This window comes from Pantoea phosphatilytica, assembly GCF_051025615.1.
Classification (GTDB): Bacteria; Pseudomonadota; Gammaproteobacteria; order Enterobacterales; family Enterobacteriaceae; genus Pantoea.
Genome location: NZ_JBPFDF010000004.1, coordinates 335,121 through 355,131, shown reverse-complemented (window position 1 = coordinate 355,131; position 20,011 = coordinate 335,121). Strand labels below are relative to the sequence as shown.

Genomic DNA, 20,011 nt, shown 5'->3' with positions numbered 1-20,011 from the left:
TTACTCTTTCTCCTGCAGGGTCAGATTCACAGGAGGCGCAACTGACAGCACCGCGGCGACGCGGGTGCCGTCGCTGAGTTTGTCCATGCCTTTTACGACGACACGACTGCCAGGCGGTAATCCCCCGGCGATGCGATAGCCTCCGTTAACCTGCTCGCCCACGCGGACGCTGAGCGGGTGCGCCTGCTGCTGATCGTCAATCACCCAGACCACGGCTTTGTCATCCTGGCGTGAAACAGCCTGTTCAGGCACCATCAGGGCGTCATCGTAATGCTGGCGGGGAACCTGCACCCGCACGAACATGCCCGGCAGCAGTTCGCGGTCGGGATTACTGACTTCGATGCGCACCAGCACCTGGCCTGTACTGGTATCCACGCTCATGCCGGAAAACAGGATTCGGCCAGTCTGGCTGTAAGCCGTGCCATCCGGCAAAAAGAGCTTAACCGGCAAGCCAGTTGTGGCATTCTGCGGGCTGGCCACCTGTCTGCGCAGCTGCTGATAAACTTCGGCAGGTTGATAGACATCCACATAGATCGGGTCTGTCTGATAAAGACGAGCCAGAGGGCTGCTGTCGCCCGGCGTGACATAGGCGCCTTCAGAAACCAGCGCCTGGTCAATGCGGCCCGATATCGGGGCCTCGACCGTGGCAAAGCGTAAATCGAGCATTTTGCGCTTCAGTGTCGCACTGGCCTGCGCGACATCGGCGGCCGCCTGGCGGGCAGCGGCGACAGCATCATCGTAACTTTGACGACTTATCGCACCTGTTCCGGTCAGTTTACGCAGGCGGGCAGCCTGCTGTTGTGCTCTGTCATTCGCAGCCTGCGCACGCAGTAACCCAGCCCGTGCGTTATCCACCTCGGCCGCAAAGGGGGCCGCATTGATCTGAAAAAGAGGTTCACCCTTTTTCACTTCGGCACCCTGCTCAAACAGACGACGCTCAATGACGCCATTCACCTGGGCGCGTATCTCAGCCGTGCGAAGTGCATTCACGCGCCCCGGAAGCGTTTCGTAAACGGATAAAACCTGAGGCTGGACCACCGCAACAGCAACCTGCGGATCGGCAGCATTGGCATCGGCGCTGGCATCATCATCACAGCCCGTCAGTACGGCAACCAGTGCAAGCAGGATGAAAGGCAGCGAAAACAGTTTGGGGACGAACATGGGCATCTCGTTTTATTAAGGGATGCGCAATCGTAACGAAGTCGCGTTTATTTGCCGTCGAGGGTGTGTGGAGATTGTGTGTAGAAGTGACTTTTTTATTATGATGGTGAAAAACCGGCCGACAGCCTCTCTGTCAGCCGGGCAGAAACGCCGCTATTCAGTTTCAGAAAAGCGTGCGCCCCGAAGGCGTAATATCGCACCACTGTTGTTTGTAGTGCCAGGCGGGGTTGTAGGCGCCCAGGGAGAAAATACATTTCTTCTCGGATGAGGCGGCTAACGCTTTAGCCTGGAGAATATTTTCCCAGAGTAAAACAGAGCCGATGCCAATAGATCTGAACTGCGGATCCATGCCGCCATTGAAATCTTCAAAATAATACCAGTCGGGACACTCGACTTTATAATTGAGATCAAACGCACAGGGTGAGTCGTTGATAAATAAGATTTTACCAAAAATCATCTCCCTGAACAGGGTGAAGGTTTCCGTCAGAATGTGGAGATCCGTGCATTTAAGCTGGTTCTGCCAGCGGAGATCGAACAGGCGCTGATAAATCGCAGCCAGCTCCGCCGGCGAAAAAGCGGAGACATCTTCGACCGTGCCGCCCATTTTCCTGAATCGCCGTACCTCTCCCGTACGCTTCTTTGCCGTTTTAACGGAGAAGTCAGGTTTGATATGGGCCATTTTTTTCTTGAAGAGATTATGACGGATGCTATTCATTATCACGCCCTGAGAATGCGGCGATAACCGCTTTGTTCTGAAAGGCAGGATAATTTTTGCTCCCGCCTTAATCGGCAGAATAATATCGTCAAAAACAAAGGGCAGGCTGGATTTTTTATATTCCAGCGAACCATTCAGGGAAAAAATAGCGGCGACAGCGTGGCCATTGACCTTTTTCAGATAGTACTGAATCGCGACGCCTTCCCGCTCTTCAAGATAAGCAAGAACGCGGGGATGGGTGCATATGCTTCCGCCGAACGCCGTGTAAATCTGAGCGTAGGCCGAGGCCTCGCACTCTTCCCAGCCGGTTTTTTTAAGTTTTAAATGTGTAGTCAGCATGCCTGCTCTCTTAAATGAAATCTGATGCGTCACCCGACGATCCCGCCGCGGGAAGTGCATAACGGGTAAGGATGTAATTCATCTTAATTAAACGGGCGGTAAACAAAAGAATAACCAGAGACAGTAAAACGTCTTTGTTTAACCTCTACACATGCTCTACACACACGCTAAACCCTCTCTCCATAAATAAGCGAGATCGCAGCGTTCATTTATAAAACTCTCACTAAGTTCAGCAAAAAAAGTTTAAATAAAACTTGATTCAAAATGAGTAATTTTGTTCAAATCAGCCGGCAGGTCAGCAACAGGCAAAGTTATTAAACGCCCGGTCGTGTTGCCAGAAAGATAAACGGAATTTAAATGAAAAAAACTTTGTGAATTTTTTGTTTTGTTTAACTTCCGGTTAATGACCGTCTTTATACTGGACGGAAGTATTGCGTGATTCGTTTACCTGTATCAGCGCGGGGTGACTCTGCCCTGGTACGACGCTGCACCTGCAGAATATTTTAGCGACAATTCATCTACTGTTTTGAATTGTTTTTCTGAACGGAAAGTCATTGTTTTAATGCTTTTCTTTGATCAACCAGAATGAATGATACCATTATGAAAAACATACTCATTACCGGTTCTACAGGGTTTCTAGGCGGAGCGGTCGTCGCAAACTTATTACAAAACAGCGTTAAGGATCGACTGCTGCTGCTGGTCAGAGGCAAAACCGTTGATGAGGGGTTAAACCGGCTTAAAGCTAATCTTGTCAATTTTGGCCTGAATGAAGCATTAATTAACTCAGTCACCCCCGACAATATTATTCTGGGCGACCTGGCAGTACCGGAAAACTTTATTGACGACTCACGGCTTGATGAGGTCACGCATGTCATTAACTGTGCCGCCGTAGCCTCATTTGGCAAAAATCCGTCAATCTGGAAGGTGAATGTGGACGGCACATTCAGGTTTGCTGAACGCATGAGCCGCGTGGCTGGCCTGGCGAAATTTATCCATGTCGGCACCGCGATGTCATGTGCGCCGGAACCGGGATCGCTGGTCAGGGAGAGCTGGCTGGACTCCAGCCGGGATCAGCATGTTGTTGAGTACACCTGGAGTAAGGCCACCATTGAAAAGATGATGACAGAGCAGCTGCCGGGACTGCCGCTGGTAATCGCCCGCCCGTCGATTGTGGTGGGGCACTCGGATCAGGGTTGTCTGCCTTCAGCCAGTATTTTCTGGGTCTTCCGTATGGCGCTGGCATTAGGGAAATTCACCTGCAACCTCGACGATCGTATCGACGTGGTTCCCGTAGATTTCTGTGCAGATGCGCTGGTACTGCTTCTTGATGCCGAAAAGGTTATTAATGAAGTGATCCATATTTCTGCCGGTACTCAGAGCAGCGTTACATTCGCGGAAATTGATGAGGCGATGGCTAAAGCATCCGGCAAACGCGCACTGGGTGAGGATTATCAGAAAGTCTCTTATAAACAGCTTTCTGAGAGCAGAAGAAGCTTCAGGGATCTGTTTGGTCCCTGCAACGAACGGATCATGTTGCGTGCCATGAACCTTTATGGCCATTTCTCTAATCTGAATGTGGTCTTTGACAACTCAAAACTTATGCAGCTTGGCATGGGCAAGCCCTCGCGATTCACCGATTATCTGGATCGCTGCGTCTCAACGACCCGCAATGCGACCATCGCTGAACTGATGCAGGTTGACTTCAAATAGGGACAAAGGGCAGCCTGCTTCACAGGCTGCCCGCTATGCGGAAACCCGACGACTCTGCTTATTCAGGCGTTACGCTGATTCCGATCACCCCATGAACGCGCGCCTCATCCGGAACCCTTCTCACTATTCCTTCACGCCAGCGCATCTCATCCGTTTCCTTTGACAGCGTCAGCCGTATAAGTGCCCGGGGCCGTATGGCACTATTTCCCGGCATGACACTTACCGCTTCAGAAAAAAAAGCCCGCACAGGGCGGGCTAATCGTATCGCAGGGATTGTTATTGTTTGCAGCTTTGCACTGGTGTTGGTGTTCGTATTCATTGCAGTATAGGGAGACAATCTTAGTTTTAGCCTGGCAGGCACTGTTACAGCCATCACAAAATTTTCATCCAGTTCGTTTTATTAACCTGGTTTATTCACGTCTGTCGATGATGCGCTGACGGACCTCGCCAGCGCAACCATTCACCCTTATCGGTCTCGCTCTGCAAACTCTCATACCAGTAAATCACGTCATCTTTTCCGCTGAACCAACCCTGCACAATCCTGCTACCAGATACTCAGATTGCGCCAGAACGCGGAATTGTGACTCCAGACTTAATAGGTCTGGAGTCACATGGACAGAGTGATTAGAATACCCCTCTTTGCAGTGACCAGAAGGCAGGGATGTGACAACGGAACGATTAACGGCCTCAGCGCGATCGGCACATGTCGGCCGCCATGTTTTGATCTGGCTGGAGCAGGTCAGGGCGGCTTCGCTTAGTGAGCTGGATAATTTTGGCGATGACGGTACGGTAGAGCAGGTGATGAAGGTCTGGGTAAAACTCTCGCTGCTGGTCAGCCGCCGACGCCCCGAAATCGCCGTCTCCTCGCTGCTGAAACATGTCCTGCCCGGGATCGGTTCGCAGCCACTCAAATCGCTGAACCGCTTACGCCTTAACCGGCTTTATAACATCCTGATTGTCGACGGCAAAAAGGAGGAAGCACGCCGGGTTTTTGCCCTGACTAAACAGTTTCTTGCCTGGTGTGAGATGCAGGGGTATCTCGATCATTCTCCCATCGCTTCGATGAAAAAAAGAGATGTGGCCGGTCGCACAACACCGCCGCGCAGCCGGCAACTCTCTGACGCCGAAATCTGGGTTTTCTGGCACGGTCTGGATAACTGGGCCTTATCAGAGCAGGCGCGCTGGGCGCTGCGTTTGTGTCTGGTGAGCGCCCGGCGACCGGATGAGATTGTGCAGGCGCAGAAATCGGAGTTCGATCTGCGCTCAGGCCTGTGGAAGCAGGGCACGCGCAATAAATCGCAGCGGGAACATGTGCTGCCGATATCGCCGCTGATGCAAAAGTGTATTGAGGCGCTGCTGCTCGCAGCCGATCCCGATTCGCCCTGGCTGGTGCCCGCTCCACGTGATTCACAGCAGCCGCTCTCAAAGGGCGCACTGAATCAGGCGCTGCGCAGGATGATCCGTGCCCCGCGCGGACTGGGGCTTGAAGCTTTTACTCCCCGTGACCTGCGCCGTACCGCGCGTTCAAAACTCTCTGCGCTCGACACACTGAATGATGTCGCCCGCAAAATTATGAATCACGCGCTGGAGGGCATTGATCGGGTTTATGACACCCACGACTATCTGAGCCAGATGCGGCAGGCCATGAATGCTTTATCAGAAGCGGTTGAACAGATTACAGAGAGTGAAAGTTATCATCAGCTGCGACATCGCTACGATAACGAGACGCTGGTGATCAGCGAACTCTCCATCATGGCGATGTCGCGCTGACCCCGGTCAGCGGTTACCGATCAGAAGTGATAACGCAGCCACGCAAAATAGACGTTTCCATTATTATGGGTGCCGGGAATATAGGTCATCTGGAAGTCAAGATCGCCATAACCGACTGAAGCCAGCGGCAGAATGGCTGGCACCGGGATATATTTCCAGTTATCACGCGCAGTCACACCCGCCGTGTAACCTGCGCCCCAGTGAAAATTTTGGTCGGCCAGTGGACGCCAGGTGGCCACCCAGCCATATCCGCCAAAGGGTTCCCATTTATTAAAGGAGTCTTTAAACGCCATCAGGTAGATGCCGTTCCAGTTTCCTTTTTCATCATAACGGGAGATGCCGCCACCTGCGCCCCAGGGTCTTTCATTATATTTATTAATGTGTTCCCGATCGTAGGTGGCACGGTTATGCCAGGTGATCGCGGGCAAATAGAAGTCTATCCCCTGTGGCTGCTGCCAGGTCGTGGCAACCTTGTCACTGAAGCTTTCCCAGCCTGCGCTCACATTCTGCACGAGGGTGGCAGAGTGGGCCGGAAAAACACTGAAAACGGTCGTTGTCATCATCAGCGCTTTAAGAGTCGATGTTCTGCGCATGTATGGATCCCTGCAATATCTGGTATTTAATAAAGAGAAAAAAGTGCCAATGCGGTCATTATTGCACGAAGAGAGGCAACTTCGGGTCAATAGATGGCCAGTACAGGATTTTATAATGAATTTAAGCGAAGCGGAAACCCTCGTTCCATAATTTATCTGCCCTCAGACTGTAGCAAACGAAACATCCTCCCTTTCTCGTTCCCCTGTCTTTAGCAACATTCAGTCGCACTCCGAAAAGAAAAGAGATTAACTGTTAACAAAACATTGTAATGATAATATAAATGCGTATATTTCTCATTTGCTTTAATGGTAGGGCTTACCCCTGATCGGATGACCGGGAATCCAGGGAAAAGGTTTCCGTTGATGTAAAAGAGCAGGGCGGCGGGGTCAGCTGTCAGCACCGTCATAACAGTCGTTGCAATAAAAACATAAAAAAATTTGAGGAATGAATGAACGCTCTCTCACTTTATAACGCCAGGATAAGCTCTTCTCCGGTTCGGTCGCATCCGCGCCGTGTCTCACTGCTGACGGTGCTTATCGCCTCGACGCTGGCAAATATGGCGCACGCCGCCGCCCGTCCGGATTCACTGGATGATACCCAGACGCTGACGGTCACGGCAGCGGATGATAACGTGACGCCGTCACCTGAAGCCGACTACAGTGTCCCGGTGACGCGTGCCGGTACGAAGATGCTGGGCACCGTGCGGGATGTACCGCAGTCGGTCAGCATTGTCAGCAAACAACGGATGGCCGATCAGCAACTTCAGTCGCTGAATGATGTACTGACCAATACCACCGCCATTCAGGGCATCCGGAGCGATATGGATCGCACCAGTTACTATGCCCGCGGTTTTATAATCGACAACTATATGGTCGATGGCATTCCTACGGCCTTCGCCGCGCGCTGGAACCTGGGCGATGCGCAGACCGATATGGCGCTCTATGAGCGGGTTGAAGTAGTGCGTGGCGCGACCGGCCTGTTAACCGGGCCGGGCAATCCATCCGCAGCCATCAATATGGTGCGTAAGCACGCTGACAGCAAAGCGCCCACTGGCACGATCTCTGCCAGCTACGGAAGCTGGAATAAGCAGCGTTACGTAGCCGATCTCGCTGCACCGCTCAGTGAATCCGGCAATCTGCGCGGACGCCTGATCGCGGGCTGGCAGGATAACAACAGCTTCATTGAGCGCTACGGTGCCAGAAAACAGTTTATCTATGGCGTGGCAGATGCGGACCTGACCGATTCAGCCACGCTTTCTGTCGGCTATGAGCTGAGTCAGGTGAATACCGATGGCACGATGTGGGCCGGTGCGCCACGCTGGTATACCGACGGCGGACAGATTCATTCGCGCCGGGGATACAACACCGCACCTGACTGGGCCTATAACAACAAAGAGAACCGTAAACTCTTTGTGAATCTGAAGCAGGACTTCGATAACGGCTGGAATATCACCCTCAACGGCACCCACAATGAGATGCGGCTGGACAGCAAACAGCTCTATCTCGACGGCTATTTCGATCGCAATACCGGCGCGGGGGTCTCTGGCTATGCCAGCTATCCGGTAGTGGGCGGAACCGGCTACAACACCGGTAAACGCAAAGTGGATGCGGTGGATGCCTTTGCCAGCGGGCCGTATGAATGGCTGGGACGGCAGCATGAACTGATGGCCGGAATCAGCTACAGCCGTCAGGATAACCGCTACTACAGCACCTTTGAGAATATCTCGCCGGCTTCGCTGGGCAACTTTAACACCTATAAAGGCGACTACCCGGAATCGGACTGGACGCCGCGTCTGCTGGCCACCGATTCGCAGCGGGTCCACCAGAAATCGACCTACATGGCGACCCGCCTGTCGCTTACCGATCCCCTGCATCTGATTCTGGGTGCGCGTTATACCCGCTGGAGCCGTGTCACGCCAACCGGCGGGATGGAGCAGAACAATACAACGCCATACGGCGGACTGATTTACGACTTCGCGGAAAACTGGTCTGCTTACGCCAGCTACACCTCGGTTTTCCAGCCACAGGACTATCGCGATGTCAGCGGCGCCTACCTTTCACCGGTGATCGGGAAAAACTATGAGGCGGGGCTGAAATCTGACTGGCTGGACAGCCGGCTGACCACCTCGATTTCACTGTTCCGCACCGAACTGGATAATGCGGCAGAGGCGACGACACAGACGATTCAGGGTTCAGGTGATACCGCCTGGATTGGCCGTAAAGGAGTGGTGAGTCGTGGCGTGGAGTTTGAGATCAACGGTGCCGTAACCGACAACTGGCAGATGACCGTGGGCGGAACGCGCTACCTTGCGGAAAACCGCGATGGCAGCACGTTTAATCCGCAGCTGCCGCAGACCAGTTTTAACCTGTTCAGCCGCTATCGCCTGCCTGCCCTGCAACCGCTTACGCTGGGTGGTGGCGTCCGCTGGCAGACCCATATTTGGAACGACATCGCCGCGCCGGAAGGGAATGGCACCTGGCGTGCGCGGCAGGGCAGCTACGCGCTGGTCGATCTGTTTGCCCGCTATGAAGTCAGTAAAAATCTGTCGCTGCAGGGCAATCTGAACAACCTGTTCGACAAAGCTTATGATACCAATGTGGCCAGCTCCGTAGTTTATGGTGAACCCCGCAATGTCTCGGTGACCGTCAGCTACACGTTCTGATATGGCTTCGTTTGGGAAATGGAAAAAAGTGTACGTTAAGGCTGACAATTGACCACCACACCCCAGAAGGATCCTGGAAAGATCCTTCTGAGGGTGAATAGACTGCTTACCAGCTACCGTAAGGATATTTTTTCCCTTTGATAAAATACTCGATATCTTTTCCGTACTCATAGCCGTCAGAAAACCGCGTTATGCCTTTGCAAATACCCAAATTATCCCCTGAGACGGTTTTCAGGACTGATGGGGTGACGCGGTAATTAGGTTCAGAACCACTTCCCTGTAACCAGACGGCCACTTTCCCCTCCGGAGCCAGACCAATTTGTAATCGATCGTAATACGCTGTTCTTCCCCGATAATCCCTGTACTCGCTCGGCCTGAGCATTTTCTCCAGTACAGGTTTAGAGATCGTCAGGTGAGTTTCATACACTTTTTTATCGATAATCGAGTCCCAGCAAAAAATGATATGTCTGGGAGGCCGCTTAACGTGATTCCAGTAGCCACCAGGCGCACGGTCTTTGTCGTTCCACTCACCGATAACGTCGGGCAGGTCGGGTGTACTGTTCAGCGTGTTAAAGCGATAATCCTTTCCATCAGCGTCAAGAATAGCGGCAAACGTGACCACTGCTGGCAACGCTTTCGGTGTGAAAAAGTTAAAAGTCTACTCTGCCGGTACATTGCCTGGCGTGGCGGTGTCGGGCCAGGATTTTCCCTGACAGGCCGTCAGTGCCAATAAAGAAAGAAGACAGGTTACACGGATTATTTCCATATTCTGTTACCGTCCATATCGTAGACCGTACGCTGCCAGCGCTCGTCCGGCCGGTTGGTGAACGTCACCAGCTTCGCCGGTTTGACCGCACCGCTTATGATTCTCTGACTGTCTCTCACCACGCTGTTCCAGTTGGCTGAGCAATGAATATATTTTTCGGCCAGCATCAGAATTTCTGGTGTGGTAAAGCCGGTGGCAGACTGTCCTCTCCTTATGGCACGGCCCATTACAATCGCTTTTTCACACAGGCAGTTCAGTTCTGGCCGGAGTGACAGGTTGTCGTCTTTAGGTAAAATAGGGTCAAACACCACCCCGGCATCCTGTGCCGCATCGAGCATTACCCGCAATACTACTTTCGACCAGTCGTTACGCGTCGGACGGTCTATAACCAGCGCGGCACCGCTGCGTTTCTGTGGCGCTCCGTAACGGTCTGCTGGCATTCTGTCATCATGCCAGGTATCAACATTCACCTCCACTGCGTTCAGCAGGGGTGCTATCACCGGATAGCCGTCCATTGCTGTAAGCTGCGCACAAGTCTGTTGGTAAATCCGTGTTTCCTTGTCGGGGGTGGAAAGGGGAACGGTTTCAAACTCCGGTCGGGTAAGGAAGTAGGTTTCATGCTCATCAGGGTTATAACCGCCGCCAATATCAGAGTGCGCACCGGGCAAAGCCAGTTCCGGCCACGCCGGTTTCACGCTGTTCAGGGCGACGTTAAAGCGGCATTCGTGTTGCGCAGTAATGTGGAACACTTTGTCTGCCACGCCTGGACGCAGCACCAGATTGACATCCCCTGTATCGGCGCTGTGCGGATTGAGGCCGTTAACCGGTGTCCCGATGGCGGCTACGGTATCGAATATCCCCAGAAAGCGGGTTTTTCCTCCGGGCGTCCCGGAAAACGCAATACCATCCAGCCCGGCCTTAATCGCCTTAATAATGGCGTGATCCTGACTGAACACCCGATTGGCAAAGTGGCGCGCCGCCGCTGCGCCCCGGCTGAAGCCAAAAATATCAAACTGCAACTCTTTAATGGTGCAGGAACTGCCGTTGGCATGCTGGAGGAGATAACTCTGAATACCGGCAGACAGTGCAGCGATTGCTTTATCGGTTTTTTTCACTACGCCAGTATCGCCCCGGCCTGTTCCCATTCCGTATGTGCTGTCTCCAGCCCCATCTTCCGTACCGATACCTTCGATATAAATAGCGTACTGACCGGCTCCTGTATCGGGCCTGATATCCTGTCTGTACAGTGTATTCAACCAGTGTATGTTGCTGTAGTAACTGATATAGCTGCCTGCAGCAGTACCGCTATAGCCACGTTTTAATCGCACGCACTCAGAATACGCAGATCCAGCATCAGCATCATTCATCCCGTAATGTTCACCGGAACAGGCCGCCTGACGGTCACCGCTATTATTCGCATTGTTGCCAGTGCCATCAAAGAATACGCCGATGGTCAGCGTGATTTCCCGTTTCTTCTTCGCGGCCTGCGCACGCTGTTCAGGCTCTGACTCCTGCGCTTTTTTCCTCGCGGTCCTGCCCCCGTTCGGCTACCCGTCCGGCGTTGCAGTCGCTTTCGTAGGTGTGCGTCTGGACAGACGGAATAAACCGGGCGCGGCACGGGCAGGAGCTGTAGCTGTCCAGTGAACCCGCCCACTCTTTCAGCTCTCCGCCCACCTCATAGGTGTCCCCCATGCCGCCACACACGCGGAAGCGCCCCTCGTGCTTGCCGCAGGTAACCGGGTCACCCTGCCGCACCTGCTGCCGCTCAATGCCACCGATTTCGTAGGTGTCGTCAGACGCACCGGAAAGGATCCGTCCCCCGCAGGTGGTTTTATCCAGGTGATACAGAAAAAATCCCGTCGCCATAATCCCTCATGAATTAAATGGTTATTAAATCAGCGCATCATACCTTAATCATGACTTAACCAAAATCTTCGGCTTCTGGTTACCGGTACAACGCCTGTATACGGCAGATTTGCGAAGGGCTGTACCCCGTTGCCTCTGCTGTTTCCCGGATACTGCGTTTCCTGATCTGCCGGTAGTACAGGACTTTCTGGCGCCGCTCCTGACCGGCTTGTTTTACCCGCTATCTCCCCAGCGCATGTGCGCGTTCAATTCCCTCTTTTGCCACTGACGGCAGCTCAGCCCGTTCTTATGCGAAGTCGCGGTCATCAGGTCGATAAGCATATTAGTGATGGCGGTTATCACGGAGCGGGTTATTTCATCAGCCTGCGAAAGGTCTTTATCTGACCGTGCCTGCCATGAGTTATGCACATTCAGTCAAATCAGCTCGCGGAAGCATTACCCATACTGGCGGGCAGCGGCCAGCAGCGGGATTATTAAGATGCACTGGAACGGGTCGAATATCTCATTGAACATGAGCCGGATAATCCGCTGGTTGATCTGCTGTGTGCACGGATTGCGGATTATGAAGATAACGATCCCGGACTGGCCATATTTAATGCCCGTCAGAGGGAAATCGAAAGCGGCTCTGCTGTGCTGCGTGTGCTGATTGAGCAGCACAACCTCCGGTTGAGTGACTTCGAAAACGAAATTGGCAAAAAATCACTGGTGAGCAGAATCCTGAGCGGCGAGCGTCAGTTGACGGTGGCCCATATACGGGCGTTATGCGCCCGATTCGGCCTGTCGCCGTCGCTGTTTTTTTAATGCGGACGGCCAGCGTCGTTTAAGGTGATGCTCCGGGCTTTATCTGTACCGATCTTCCTGTAAAACGCCTCAGCTGAGGCGTTTTTTTGTTCCCTCACTGACGTTCAGGTAAAACGCAGCGCCAGATTAAAGCCCTGGCCCGCCTCCACGACGATGGCATCGGGCTGCTCCTGAAAAACGATCTCTCCGGCCTGCAGCGCACGCTTTACCTGAGCCAGACCCGCTGTCTCAAAGCCCAGCGCCACCATTCGGGCGGTGCCATCATACTCTTCCGGCAGGGGACCAAACCGCTGCTGCGCATAATCTGCCGACGCAAACCGCACGGTGGCCGCACCGGCCCGCAACACAAAGGCACCTTCGGGACAGGCGATGACTTTCGCCGCGCCGAACAGATGGCTGTAAACCTGAGCGGAAAGTGCCGGGTCCTGAGCCACAATGACAAACTCGCTGATGTTACGCACGCCGTTGGGGGTGGCGCTGCCACGCAGGCTGCCATACCACCTCAGGCGTCAGATGCTGACAAAAGAAGCTGCGACCATTAGGGATCAGCGAGGCGCGAACCCGGACCGTGGAAAAGCGTGCTTCCGTTTCGGTTCCATCGGGCAGCGTCACCGGACGGTGGAAAGTGGCGGGCGGATCGCCATCCAGATCCTGCCATTGCAGGTGCAGAAAGGTGCTCTCCGCTTCGTGGGTTTTCCATACCAGTCCGCTCAGGCCCAGCGGCGACTGCCAGAGGTCGGCACGCTGGCCGCGCTTGCCCGCTTCATAGCCCAGCAGCCCAAGATAATTCTCACCAAAGACCGCCAGATGATTACTCGACCCCAGCGAATGATGCCCCCGTTCGGTGAGCTGAAACCCGAGTCGCCGGAAGCGTGCGCGGGCGCTATCCAGCTGATCGGCGACATGAATAACAGCGTGATCCAGAATCGGTTGAGGAACCGCTACAGCCATATCGGCACTCCTTTTTTTCGTCATTGCGCCGCCACAATCTGTAGCGCACGCGGCACCAGTTGCGTGAAGTAGTCAACCGCAGGCGCGAGCAAGGCTTCATCGGGATCGAAGGCGGCATGATGCAGACCAAATTCACTGGCGCTGCCGATACTGACAAACGCCCCTGGCACCTGCTGCAGATAGAACGCGAAATCTTCGCCGCCCATCTGTGGCGAGGCGGCATGCTCTGCGTGATAGCCGCTCTCACGGGCCACCTCCAGCGCGACATCCACCCACTGAGGCGTATTGATGAGTGCAGGCGGCCCTTCGGTCCACGCCAGTTCCGCAGATGCGCCAAACCCGCTGGCAATGCCCTGAATCAGTGACCGGATGCGATGGGGGATCTGCGCCCGGATCCCGCTATTGTGTGTGCGCACGGTCCCTTCCAGCTCAACACTCTGCGGCAGGACGTTCCAGGTATTGCCCGCGGTAAAACGCGTCACGCTCAGCACTACCGTCTCCAGCGAGCTGAAGACCCGGCTCGGCAGCGTCTGCAGCGCGGTCACGATATGACTGGCAATCACGATGGAGTCGATGCCCTCCTGCGGCCGCGCCGCATGCGCGCCTTTGCCGTTAACCCGGATCACAAAGCGATCGACGTTGGCATAAAACGCACCCGCGCGGCTGCGCAGCGTGCCCAGCGGCAGGTCCGGCGCGTTGTGCAGGCCGAATATCGCTTTTACCCCCTCCAGCGCGCCCGCCTCAATCAGCTGACGGGCACCGTCAAAGGTCTCTTCGGCGGGCTGAAACAGAATCCGCACCCGGCCCGGCAGCCTGGCCTCCTGCTGTTTCAGCTGCAACGCCACGCCGAGCATGACGGCGCTGTGAACGTCGTGACCGCAGGCATGCATTACGCCGGGTTGCTGTGAACGCCAGGGACGATCGGTGACCTCCTCAATCGGCAGGGCATCAATGTCAGCGCGCAGCGCGATCAGGGCTTCGCCGTGACCCATTTCCGCCACCACGCCGGTCTTCAGCCCGAGCGGCAGGAGCCGGATCCCGGCCTGTTCCAGCCAGCGGGTGAGACGTTCAGTGGTGGCAAATTCGTGGTTTGAGAGTTCCGGGTGCTGATGCAGTTCGCGACGCCACTGCACCAGTTGTTCAGTTAAAGGCAAAGTCATCATTATTCCTGTTATTCCGGCAGAAAAGGCTCACCCAGCGTCAGCATCAGGCGGTTGGCCCAGGCAAAGAAGGCGGTGGACTGAATCAGATCGAGCAGATCCAGCGTGTCCAGACCCTGCTCGCGCAGTGCCTTAACCTGCGACAGCGTTGGTTGCGCAGGGGTCAGCGACAGCGCAGCCGAAAAGCCGATGATGGCCTGCCAGCGGTCACTCTGTCCGTGTGACAGCACCGCGCCCGGCGCGACGTTCAGTAACTTCTGAATCGCCTCATCCTGTTTTGACAGCTGGCTGGCTTTACGGGCATGCACGGAAGCACAGTAGATGCAGCCGTTGACTTTACTTACCACGGTTGCTGCCAGTTCCCGCTCAGCGCGGGGCAGGCCACCGGCGGTATAGAAAATGCCTTTATCCGTCAGCGTCCGCTGTTCCAGCAGCGGCAGATTCCGGGCCAGCAGGCGAAAATAGTCCGAATGTGTGTGGCCGAATTTTGCCAGCGTGGCCTGTTCCGCCTCGCTGAACTCCGCCAGCGGTTTTGCAGGCAGCCAGGGTTCCCAGCCGAGCTCCTGTTGCGTAAACGCGGTCAGTGCCGTTTTACCGCTGGCGGTGCGTGTGGTCTGGTGCCAGGGTCCGGCCACGACAGGCGTCGCCTCATCGTGTCCATGCTTGCCCTGTAAGCTGTGCAGCCCCGCCAGTAAGCGGCTCTGGAAGCTGACGAACGCCACCAGTTGCGCCAGCGTGACAATACCGCGCAGGCTCCAGCCCGCCGCCTTCAGGGTCTGAAGATCGGCAGGCGTTGCCGCAACCGGCTCCACGCTGAGACGACAGGCAAAGGCCTCCGCCGCTACGATCCGTTCAGGCTGTCTGACCGATGCCTGTTGCTGATAATGTGCCTGCAGGCCGGGCTGCGCATGCCAGCCAGCCACCAGTGCGGCAAGATAATGGCGCCCGCTCAGGGGGAAATCGTCATCGCCCAGGTCAAACAGCAGGTTGTAGCTGCCCTGGGCATGAAGCGTAGCGGCGTGACGTGTCTGGCGGGCGTGCGCCAGGTCGGAATCGGGATCGATATCCGCCAGCTGCGCGATTAAATCGTCGGGTTGACTCATGAAATTCTCCTGTTAAGTTCGCCTGAGCCACGGAGCGCGGGCGCAAGATGTTCGGCAATCAGCTCAATTGAGCGCAGCGTATCGGCGTGCGACGGCTCGACCGAATGCACCTGAAATGAGATGTCGGTGACGCGCGCCAGCACGCTGTCCCGCGCCAGCGACGCTTTCACCCGCCCGGCATCGCCGACGTGGGCATCAAATTGCGCCAGCAAATCGTCGAAGCGTTCGCCGCGCAGTTCGCCCCGGTACTGTGAGGCCTGTCTGCGAATGCCGGGTTCTGCTATCTGACGCGCATAGGCGTCCGAATCGGCGACAAAGGCGGTTCGTGAGGCGAGTATGCGTGGCGCCGTTCCCGGCGGCAGGGCTGCCAGATAAGCGTCGATGAGGGGATTCTGCAGCGCATCGAGCGGCAGATCGGGCTGCCCGGCGGGACGTGGCTGGGTGCGCGAGAGCATCAGCCCATGTCCACCCTGTGCAGCACGGATCGCGCCTTCAACCGAGAAAGTGGCAATCCACACCCGTCCGGCGAGCTGCGGCGCGGCGGGATAGAGATGATTGTCAGGATGGCCCAGCGAATCGCCGCCCCAGGCGCTGAGCAGCGTATGCAGATGGTCGTTAAACGCTGCTCCGCGCCCGGCAAAAGTCAGGCCAAAGGGCAGAAACGACTCCGGCGTGCCGCCCGAACCCACTCCGACCTCCAGCCGCCCCTCTGCCAGCAGATCGAGAACAGCGGCGTCTTCCGCTACCCGCAGGGCATTTTCCATCGGCAGAGTGATGATGGCGGTGCCGAGCCGGATGGTGCGGGTGTGCGCAGCTACATGGGCCAGGAAGAGTAAGGGGGAGGGTAAACCGCCCTCATCCTGATGAAAGTGGTGCTGAGCAATCCATGCGGTATCAAATCCGCACCGTTCAGCATGCTGGATCTGTGCAGTCGCCAGCTGATACCGCTGTTTCGCCGGCACCTTTTCCAGCAGCCGGGTAAAGAATCCGAGACGTCGACTCATGCTGACTCCTGATGAGTTAAGGGAACGAGCAGGGGGATGGCGGCAATCAGATCACGCGTGTAAGGGTGCTGTGGCGCACTGAATATCGTGACAACGTCACCCTGTTCTGCCACTTCGCCTGCTTTAAGCACCGTGACGCTGTCAGCAATCTGCCGCACCGTCGCCAGGTCATGTGTTATAAACAGATAGGTCAGGCCCAGTTCGCGCTGAAGCTGCAGCAGCAGATCGAGGATCTGCGCCTGCACGGTGACATCGAGCGCGGAGGTCGCTTCATCCAGCACCAGAATGTCCGGCTCACAGATCAGCGCACGCGCCAGCGCGACCCGCTGACGCTGGCCACCGGAGAGTTCATGGGGATGGCGTGACAGCAGAGACAGAGGCAGCGCGACCCGGCTGGTGATCGCTTCCACCCGCTCGCGGCGCGCCGTGCGGCTTAACCGTCGGAAATTACGCAGCGGCTCTTCGATGATGGCGAACAGGGTCTGGCGCGGGTCCAGCGAGGCAAACGGGTTCTGATAAACAAACTGAATCTTGCGCCGCAGCTGGCGTAACGCTTCGCCCCGTAATCCATTGACGACGATGCCATCCAGCGTCACCTCACCACTATCGGCCGTGTCAAACCCCATAATGATGCGGGCGAGAGTGGTTTTACCCGAACCGGATTCGCCGACCAGAGCATGCGTGGTGCCGCGGGCCACTTGGAAACTGACCTGATTCAGCGCCTGCAACCGTTGCTGTTTGCCCAGCGCAAAACTTTTCATCACGCCGCTTACCCGGATGGCTGGCGAAGAGAACGGCATCGCGACTGGCTGGCTGCGTGGAGGACGCCGGGGAGCGGCATCGTTCAGCAGCTGGCGCGTATAGGGATGAGCAGCGGCACTTATCAGCCGGGCGGCCGGCCCCGATTCCTGAATCTCGCCGTGGCGGAAAACGATAATGCGGTCTGCGCGCTGAGCCGCTAAGGCCAGATCGTGGGTGACAAACAGCACCGCCGTATTGAATTCGTGCCGGAGGTTATCCAGCAGATCGAGAATGCGCTTCTGAACCGTCACGTCGAGGGCGCTGGTCGGCTCGTCAGCAATAATGATCTCTGGCTGCAGGGCGAGCGCGATGGCGATCAGCACCCGCTGTTTCATGCCGCCCGAGAGCTGATGCGGATACTGGTTTACCCGCTGTTCCGGGTGACTCAGCCCGACGCGGGTCAGCAGTTCAATAACCCGCTGCTGACGCAGGGCGGCCGGTAAAGGCAGGTGCAGCCGAAGGATCTCTTCGACCTGCTCACCGATCGTTTTCACCGGATTCAGGGCATTGCCGGGATCCTGTGGCACAAGGCTGATACGTGCGCCGCGCAGGCTATCGAAGCGCTTCTGCGACCACTGACTGATATCCACGCCGTTGAGCCGGATTGCCCCCTGTTCGCGGCGGCCATTCTCCGCCATCAGGCCCAGAATCGCCTGCGCAGTGGTGGTTTTGCCGGAACCGGATTCACCGACCAGCGCCACCATCTCTCCGGCGTGCAGTTCAAAACTGACGTTATGGACGACCGGCTGCCACCGGTTGCCACTGCGATAGCTGAGTGTCAGATCGCTGACGGCCAGTAAAGGCTGAGTACTCATCGGCGTCCTCCTGAAAGTTGCTGGCTGATGCGATTGGCGGCGAGCACGACGGCCACCACAACCACGCCCGGAATGGTGGTCAGCCACCAGGCGGTAGCCAGATAGTTACGCCCTTCGGCGATTAAGAGCCCCCACTCGGGAACCGGGGGCGGCGTGCCGTAGCCCAGGAAGCTCAGGGTCGACAGCGCCAGAATGGCCTGACCAAACTGCAGGGCAGCGTAGGCGATCACCGGTGTCAGCGCATTGGGCAGGATATGACGCCAGAGCACGCTGAAAAAGCGACCGCCGCTGCCGTACGCCGCCTCGATATAATCACTGTGGCGGATCCGCACGACTTCGGCACGCGCCAGGCGGGCAAAACTGGCGATAGAAGCCACCCCCACCGCCAGGGCCGCATTGAGTGTGCCGAAGCCAAGCAAAATCAGCAGACTCAGCGAGAGCAGCAGCGAGGGGATCGCCAGCAGCACATCCACACCACGCATGATGACGGATTCTGATCGGCCGCCGAGGGCACCTGCGACAATCCCCAGCGTGGTGCCCGCCAGCAGTCCAATCGTGACCGCCATCAGCGCAGCGGAAAGCGAATGCGATGCGCCATAGACAATACGGGCATAGAGATCGCGCCCCAGCTGATCGGTGCCCAGCCAGTGCCCCGCCTGTGGGGCGAGTCGCTGGGCGCCTGCAATCCCGTCTGTCGGACTGGAGTGCGTCAGCAGCGCAGGAAACAGGGCCGCCAGCAGGGCCAGCAGCAGAATGAGGATGGCCAGCCAGAGACCGGGAGCGAACCGGACGCTGCGTTTTCCCGGCGTCGCGGGGCGACGGGCGGCGGCGTAATCCACCAGACTCATACAGCACCTCCTGTCAGCTGAATGCGCGGGTCAAACAGCGGCATCAGCAGATCGACCAGCAGGTTAATGACCACAAAGCCCAGCGCGGCGATCATCACCACCGCCTGTAGCACCGCCACATCCTGATTGTTGACCGCCTGCTGGGTGAGCTGTCCCAGCCCGCCCAGTCCGAATACTGTTTCGGTAATCAGCGCGCCGGCAATCAGTTCACCCAGCAGCAGCCCCGCAACCGTAAGCACCGGCAGCATGGCGTTGCGCAGGATGTGCCGCCACAGAACATAGTTTTCGCCTGCCCCTTTGGCGCGCACCACCGCCACAAAAGGCCGGGTCGAAACCTCATCAATGCTGCGCAGCAGAATCTGTGCGAGCGGTGCAGAGATCGGCACTGCCACGGTCATAATCGGCAGGATCAGCCCCTGCCAGGGCGACGGGTTGATCACCGGGATCCAGCGCAGTTGAAAAGAGAAAAACTGGATCAGGGCGATGCCGAGCCAGAAGGTCGGAACGGAAATAAACAGCGCGGGCAGAGACTGCACCAGATTGCGCACGCCACGCAGGGCCGGCAGTCGCGACAATGCCGCCAGCACGAAAGCCAGCAGCGTCGCCAGCGTAAAGCCGCACAGCGCCAGACGCAGCGTACCGGGCAGGTTGCTGCTCAGCAGTTCGCTGACCGGCACCCCCGCCTGAACGGAGTAACCAAAATCGCCGCGCAGCATCGCCAGCAGCGTATGCAGATATTGCTGCCACAGCGGGCTGTCCGCGCCGTAGGCCTGACGCATCTCCGCGATCTGCTGCGGGCTCAGGCCGAGATCGGGATTCTGGAACTTGATCAGGACGGCATCGCCGGGCAGCACCTGCAGCAGCACAAATGACAGGCTGAACGCAGCCCATAACACCAGCACACCGAGGCCCGCACGCTGTAAGAGATAATGACGCATTCTCTGC

Annotated in this window: 12 protein-coding genes and 5 pseudogenes; 4 read left to right on the top strand and 13 right to left on the bottom strand. The window is 56.5% G+C overall.

Annotated features, from left to right (window positions below; translation table 11 throughout):
• On the bottom strand, positions 1–1,161 hold the full coding sequence (locus ACR6AS_RS16600) for an efflux RND transporter periplasmic adaptor subunit (RefSeq protein ID WP_434163102.1): 1,161 nt from the start codon (positions 1,159–1,161) through the stop codon (positions 1–3).
• 163 nt (positions 1,162–1,324) lie between these two features.
• Entirely contained in the window at positions 1,325–2,215 is an 891-nt protein-coding gene (locus ACR6AS_RS16595) for a GNAT family protein (protein WP_293772289.1), read from the bottom strand.
• Positions 2,216–2,815: 600 nt separating this feature from the next.
• Between ACR6AS_RS16595 and ACR6AS_RS16590 the strand changes: the two genes are divergently transcribed.
• Positions 2,816–3,925, top strand: coding sequence for an SDR family oxidoreductase (locus ACR6AS_RS16590; RefSeq protein ID WP_418798650.1), 1,110 nt, complete (start codon positions 2,816–2,818; stop codon positions 3,923–3,925).
• Between the two features lie 663 nt (positions 3,926–4,588).
• Positions 4,589–5,695 (top strand): tyrosine-type recombinase/integrase, encoded by a 1,107-nt coding sequence (locus ACR6AS_RS16585; RefSeq protein WP_434163098.1) that lies wholly within the window; start codon positions 4,589–4,591, stop codon positions 5,693–5,695.
• A gap of 20 nt (positions 5,696–5,715) precedes the next feature.
• Here ACR6AS_RS16585 and pagP read toward each other — a convergent pair whose 3' ends face one another.
• Entirely contained in the window at positions 5,716–6,288 is a 573-nt protein-coding gene (pagP, locus tag ACR6AS_RS16580) for a lipid IV(A) palmitoyltransferase PagP (RefSeq protein ID WP_293772295.1), read from the bottom strand.
• 449 nt (positions 6,289–6,737) lie between these two features.
• Here pagP and fhuE point away from each other — a divergent pair, with 449 nt between their 5' ends.
• The gene (gene fhuE, locus ACR6AS_RS16575) at positions 6,738–8,951 is read left to right on the top strand and encodes a ferric-rhodotorulic acid/ferric-coprogen receptor FhuE (RefSeq protein WP_434163095.1); all 2,214 of its coding nucleotides are present in this window, start codon (positions 6,738–6,740) and stop codon (positions 8,949–8,951) included.
• A 106-nt stretch (positions 8,952–9,057) separates the two neighbouring features.
• On the opposite strand, the pseudogene ACR6AS_RS16570 reads toward fhuE, so the two are convergent.
• The 3 pseudogenes from ACR6AS_RS16570 to ACR6AS_RS16560 form a co-directional block, all read right to left on the bottom strand.
• Positions 9,058–9,717: pseudogene (locus ACR6AS_RS16570) on the bottom strand (DUF2931 family protein).
• Positions 9,708–11,583: pseudogene (locus tag ACR6AS_RS16565) on the bottom strand (type VI secretion system family protein). The pseudogenes ACR6AS_RS16570 and ACR6AS_RS16565 overlap by 10 nt, the downstream one beginning before the upstream one ends.
• 79 nt (positions 11,584–11,662) lie before the next feature.
• Positions 11,663–11,997: pseudogene (locus tag ACR6AS_RS16560) on the bottom strand (recombinase family protein); the annotation flags it as partial.
• Between ACR6AS_RS16560 and ACR6AS_RS16555 the strand changes: the two are divergent.
• A pseudogene (locus ACR6AS_RS16555) lies at positions 11,986–12,384 on the top strand (helix-turn-helix domain-containing protein). The pseudogenes ACR6AS_RS16560 and ACR6AS_RS16555 overlap by 12 nt on opposite strands.
• Before the next feature lie 104 nt (positions 12,385–12,488).
• Here the strand turns inward: ACR6AS_RS16555 and ACR6AS_RS16550 are convergent.
• The 7 genes and pseudogenes from ACR6AS_RS16550 to ACR6AS_RS16520 form a co-directional block, all read right to left on the bottom strand.
• Positions 12,489–13,335 (bottom strand): annotated as a pseudogene (locus ACR6AS_RS16550) (VOC family protein).
• A 20-nt stretch (positions 13,336–13,355) separates the two neighbouring features.
• Complete coding sequence (locus ACR6AS_RS16545) at positions 13,356–14,495, bottom strand: amidohydrolase (protein WP_434163197.1); 1,140 nt, start codon at positions 14,493–14,495, stop codon at positions 13,356–13,358.
• An 11-nt stretch (positions 14,496–14,506) separates the two neighbouring features.
• Positions 14,507–15,598 carry an alkylhydroperoxidase domain protein gene (locus ACR6AS_RS16540; RefSeq protein ID WP_434163092.1) on the bottom strand — a complete coding sequence of 364 codons (1,092 nt, stop codon included), beginning with the start codon at positions 15,596–15,598 and terminating at the stop codon, positions 14,507–14,509.
• A complete protein-coding gene (locus ACR6AS_RS16535) occupies positions 15,595–16,602 on the bottom strand; it encodes a putative FMN-dependent luciferase-like monooxygenase (protein WP_418803763.1) in 1,008 nt (335 codons plus the stop codon). Before ACR6AS_RS16535 ends, ACR6AS_RS16540 begins: the two co-directional genes overlap by 4 nt.
• Positions 16,599–18,218 (bottom strand): dipeptide ABC transporter ATP-binding protein, encoded by a 1,620-nt coding sequence (locus ACR6AS_RS16530; RefSeq protein WP_111138379.1) that lies wholly within the window; start codon positions 18,216–18,218, stop codon positions 16,599–16,601. The genes ACR6AS_RS16535 and ACR6AS_RS16530 overlap by 4 nt, the downstream gene beginning before the upstream one ends.
• Positions 18,215–19,066, bottom strand: coding sequence for an ABC transporter permease (locus ACR6AS_RS16525; RefSeq protein ID WP_418803761.1), 852 nt, complete (start codon positions 19,064–19,066; stop codon positions 18,215–18,217). The genes ACR6AS_RS16530 and ACR6AS_RS16525 overlap by 4 nt, the downstream gene beginning before the upstream one ends.
• Positions 19,063–20,004 carry an ABC transporter permease gene (locus ACR6AS_RS16520; protein WP_111138381.1) on the bottom strand — a complete coding sequence of 314 codons (942 nt, stop codon included), beginning with the start codon at positions 20,002–20,004 and terminating at the stop codon, positions 19,063–19,065. The genes ACR6AS_RS16525 and ACR6AS_RS16520 overlap by 4 nt, the downstream gene beginning before the upstream one ends.
• Positions 20,005–20,011 lie beyond the last annotated feature (7 nt).

What these genes read in the sequence shown, in the direction of transcription:
- ACR6AS_RS16600 (WP_434163102.1), bottom strand. Translation starts at nt 1,161, where the DNA reads ATGTTCGTCCCCAAACTGTTTTCGCTGCCTTTCATCCTGCTTGCACTG.
- ACR6AS_RS16595 (WP_293772289.1), bottom strand. Translation starts at nt 2,215, where the DNA reads ATGCTGACTACACATTTAAAACTTAAAAAAACCGGCTGGGAAGAGTGC.
- ACR6AS_RS16590 (WP_418798650.1), top strand. Translation starts at nt 2,816, where the DNA reads ATGAAAAACATACTCATTACCGGTTCTACAGGGTTTCTAGGCGGAGCG.
- pagP (WP_293772295.1), bottom strand. Translation starts at nt 6,288, where the DNA reads ATGCGCAGAACATCGACTCTTAAAGCGCTGATGATGACAACGACCGTT.
- fhuE (WP_434163095.1), top strand. Translation starts at nt 6,738, where the DNA reads ATGAACGCTCTCTCACTTTATAACGCCAGGATAAGCTCTTCTCCGGTT.
- ACR6AS_RS16545 (WP_434163197.1), bottom strand. Translation starts at nt 14,495, where the DNA reads ATGACTTTGCCTTTAACTGAACAACTGGTGCAGTGGCGTCGCGAACTG.
- ACR6AS_RS16540 (WP_434163092.1), bottom strand. Translation starts at nt 15,598, where the DNA reads ATGAGTCAACCCGACGATTTAATCGCGCAGCTGGCGGATATCGATCCC.
- ACR6AS_RS16535 (WP_418803763.1), bottom strand. Translation starts at nt 16,602, where the DNA reads ATGAGTCGACGTCTCGGATTCTTTACCCGGCTGCTGGAAAAGGTGCCG.
- ACR6AS_RS16530 (WP_111138379.1), bottom strand. Translation starts at nt 18,218, where the DNA reads ATGAGTACTCAGCCTTTACTGGCCGTCAGCGATCTGACACTCAGCTAT.
- ACR6AS_RS16525 (WP_418803761.1), bottom strand. Translation starts at nt 19,066, where the DNA reads ATGAGTCTGGTGGATTACGCCGCCGCCCGTCGCCCCGCGACGCCGGGA.
- ACR6AS_RS16520 (WP_111138381.1), bottom strand. Translation starts at nt 20,004, where the DNA reads ATGCGTCATTATCTCTTACAGCGTGCGGGCCTCGGTGTGCTGGTGTTA.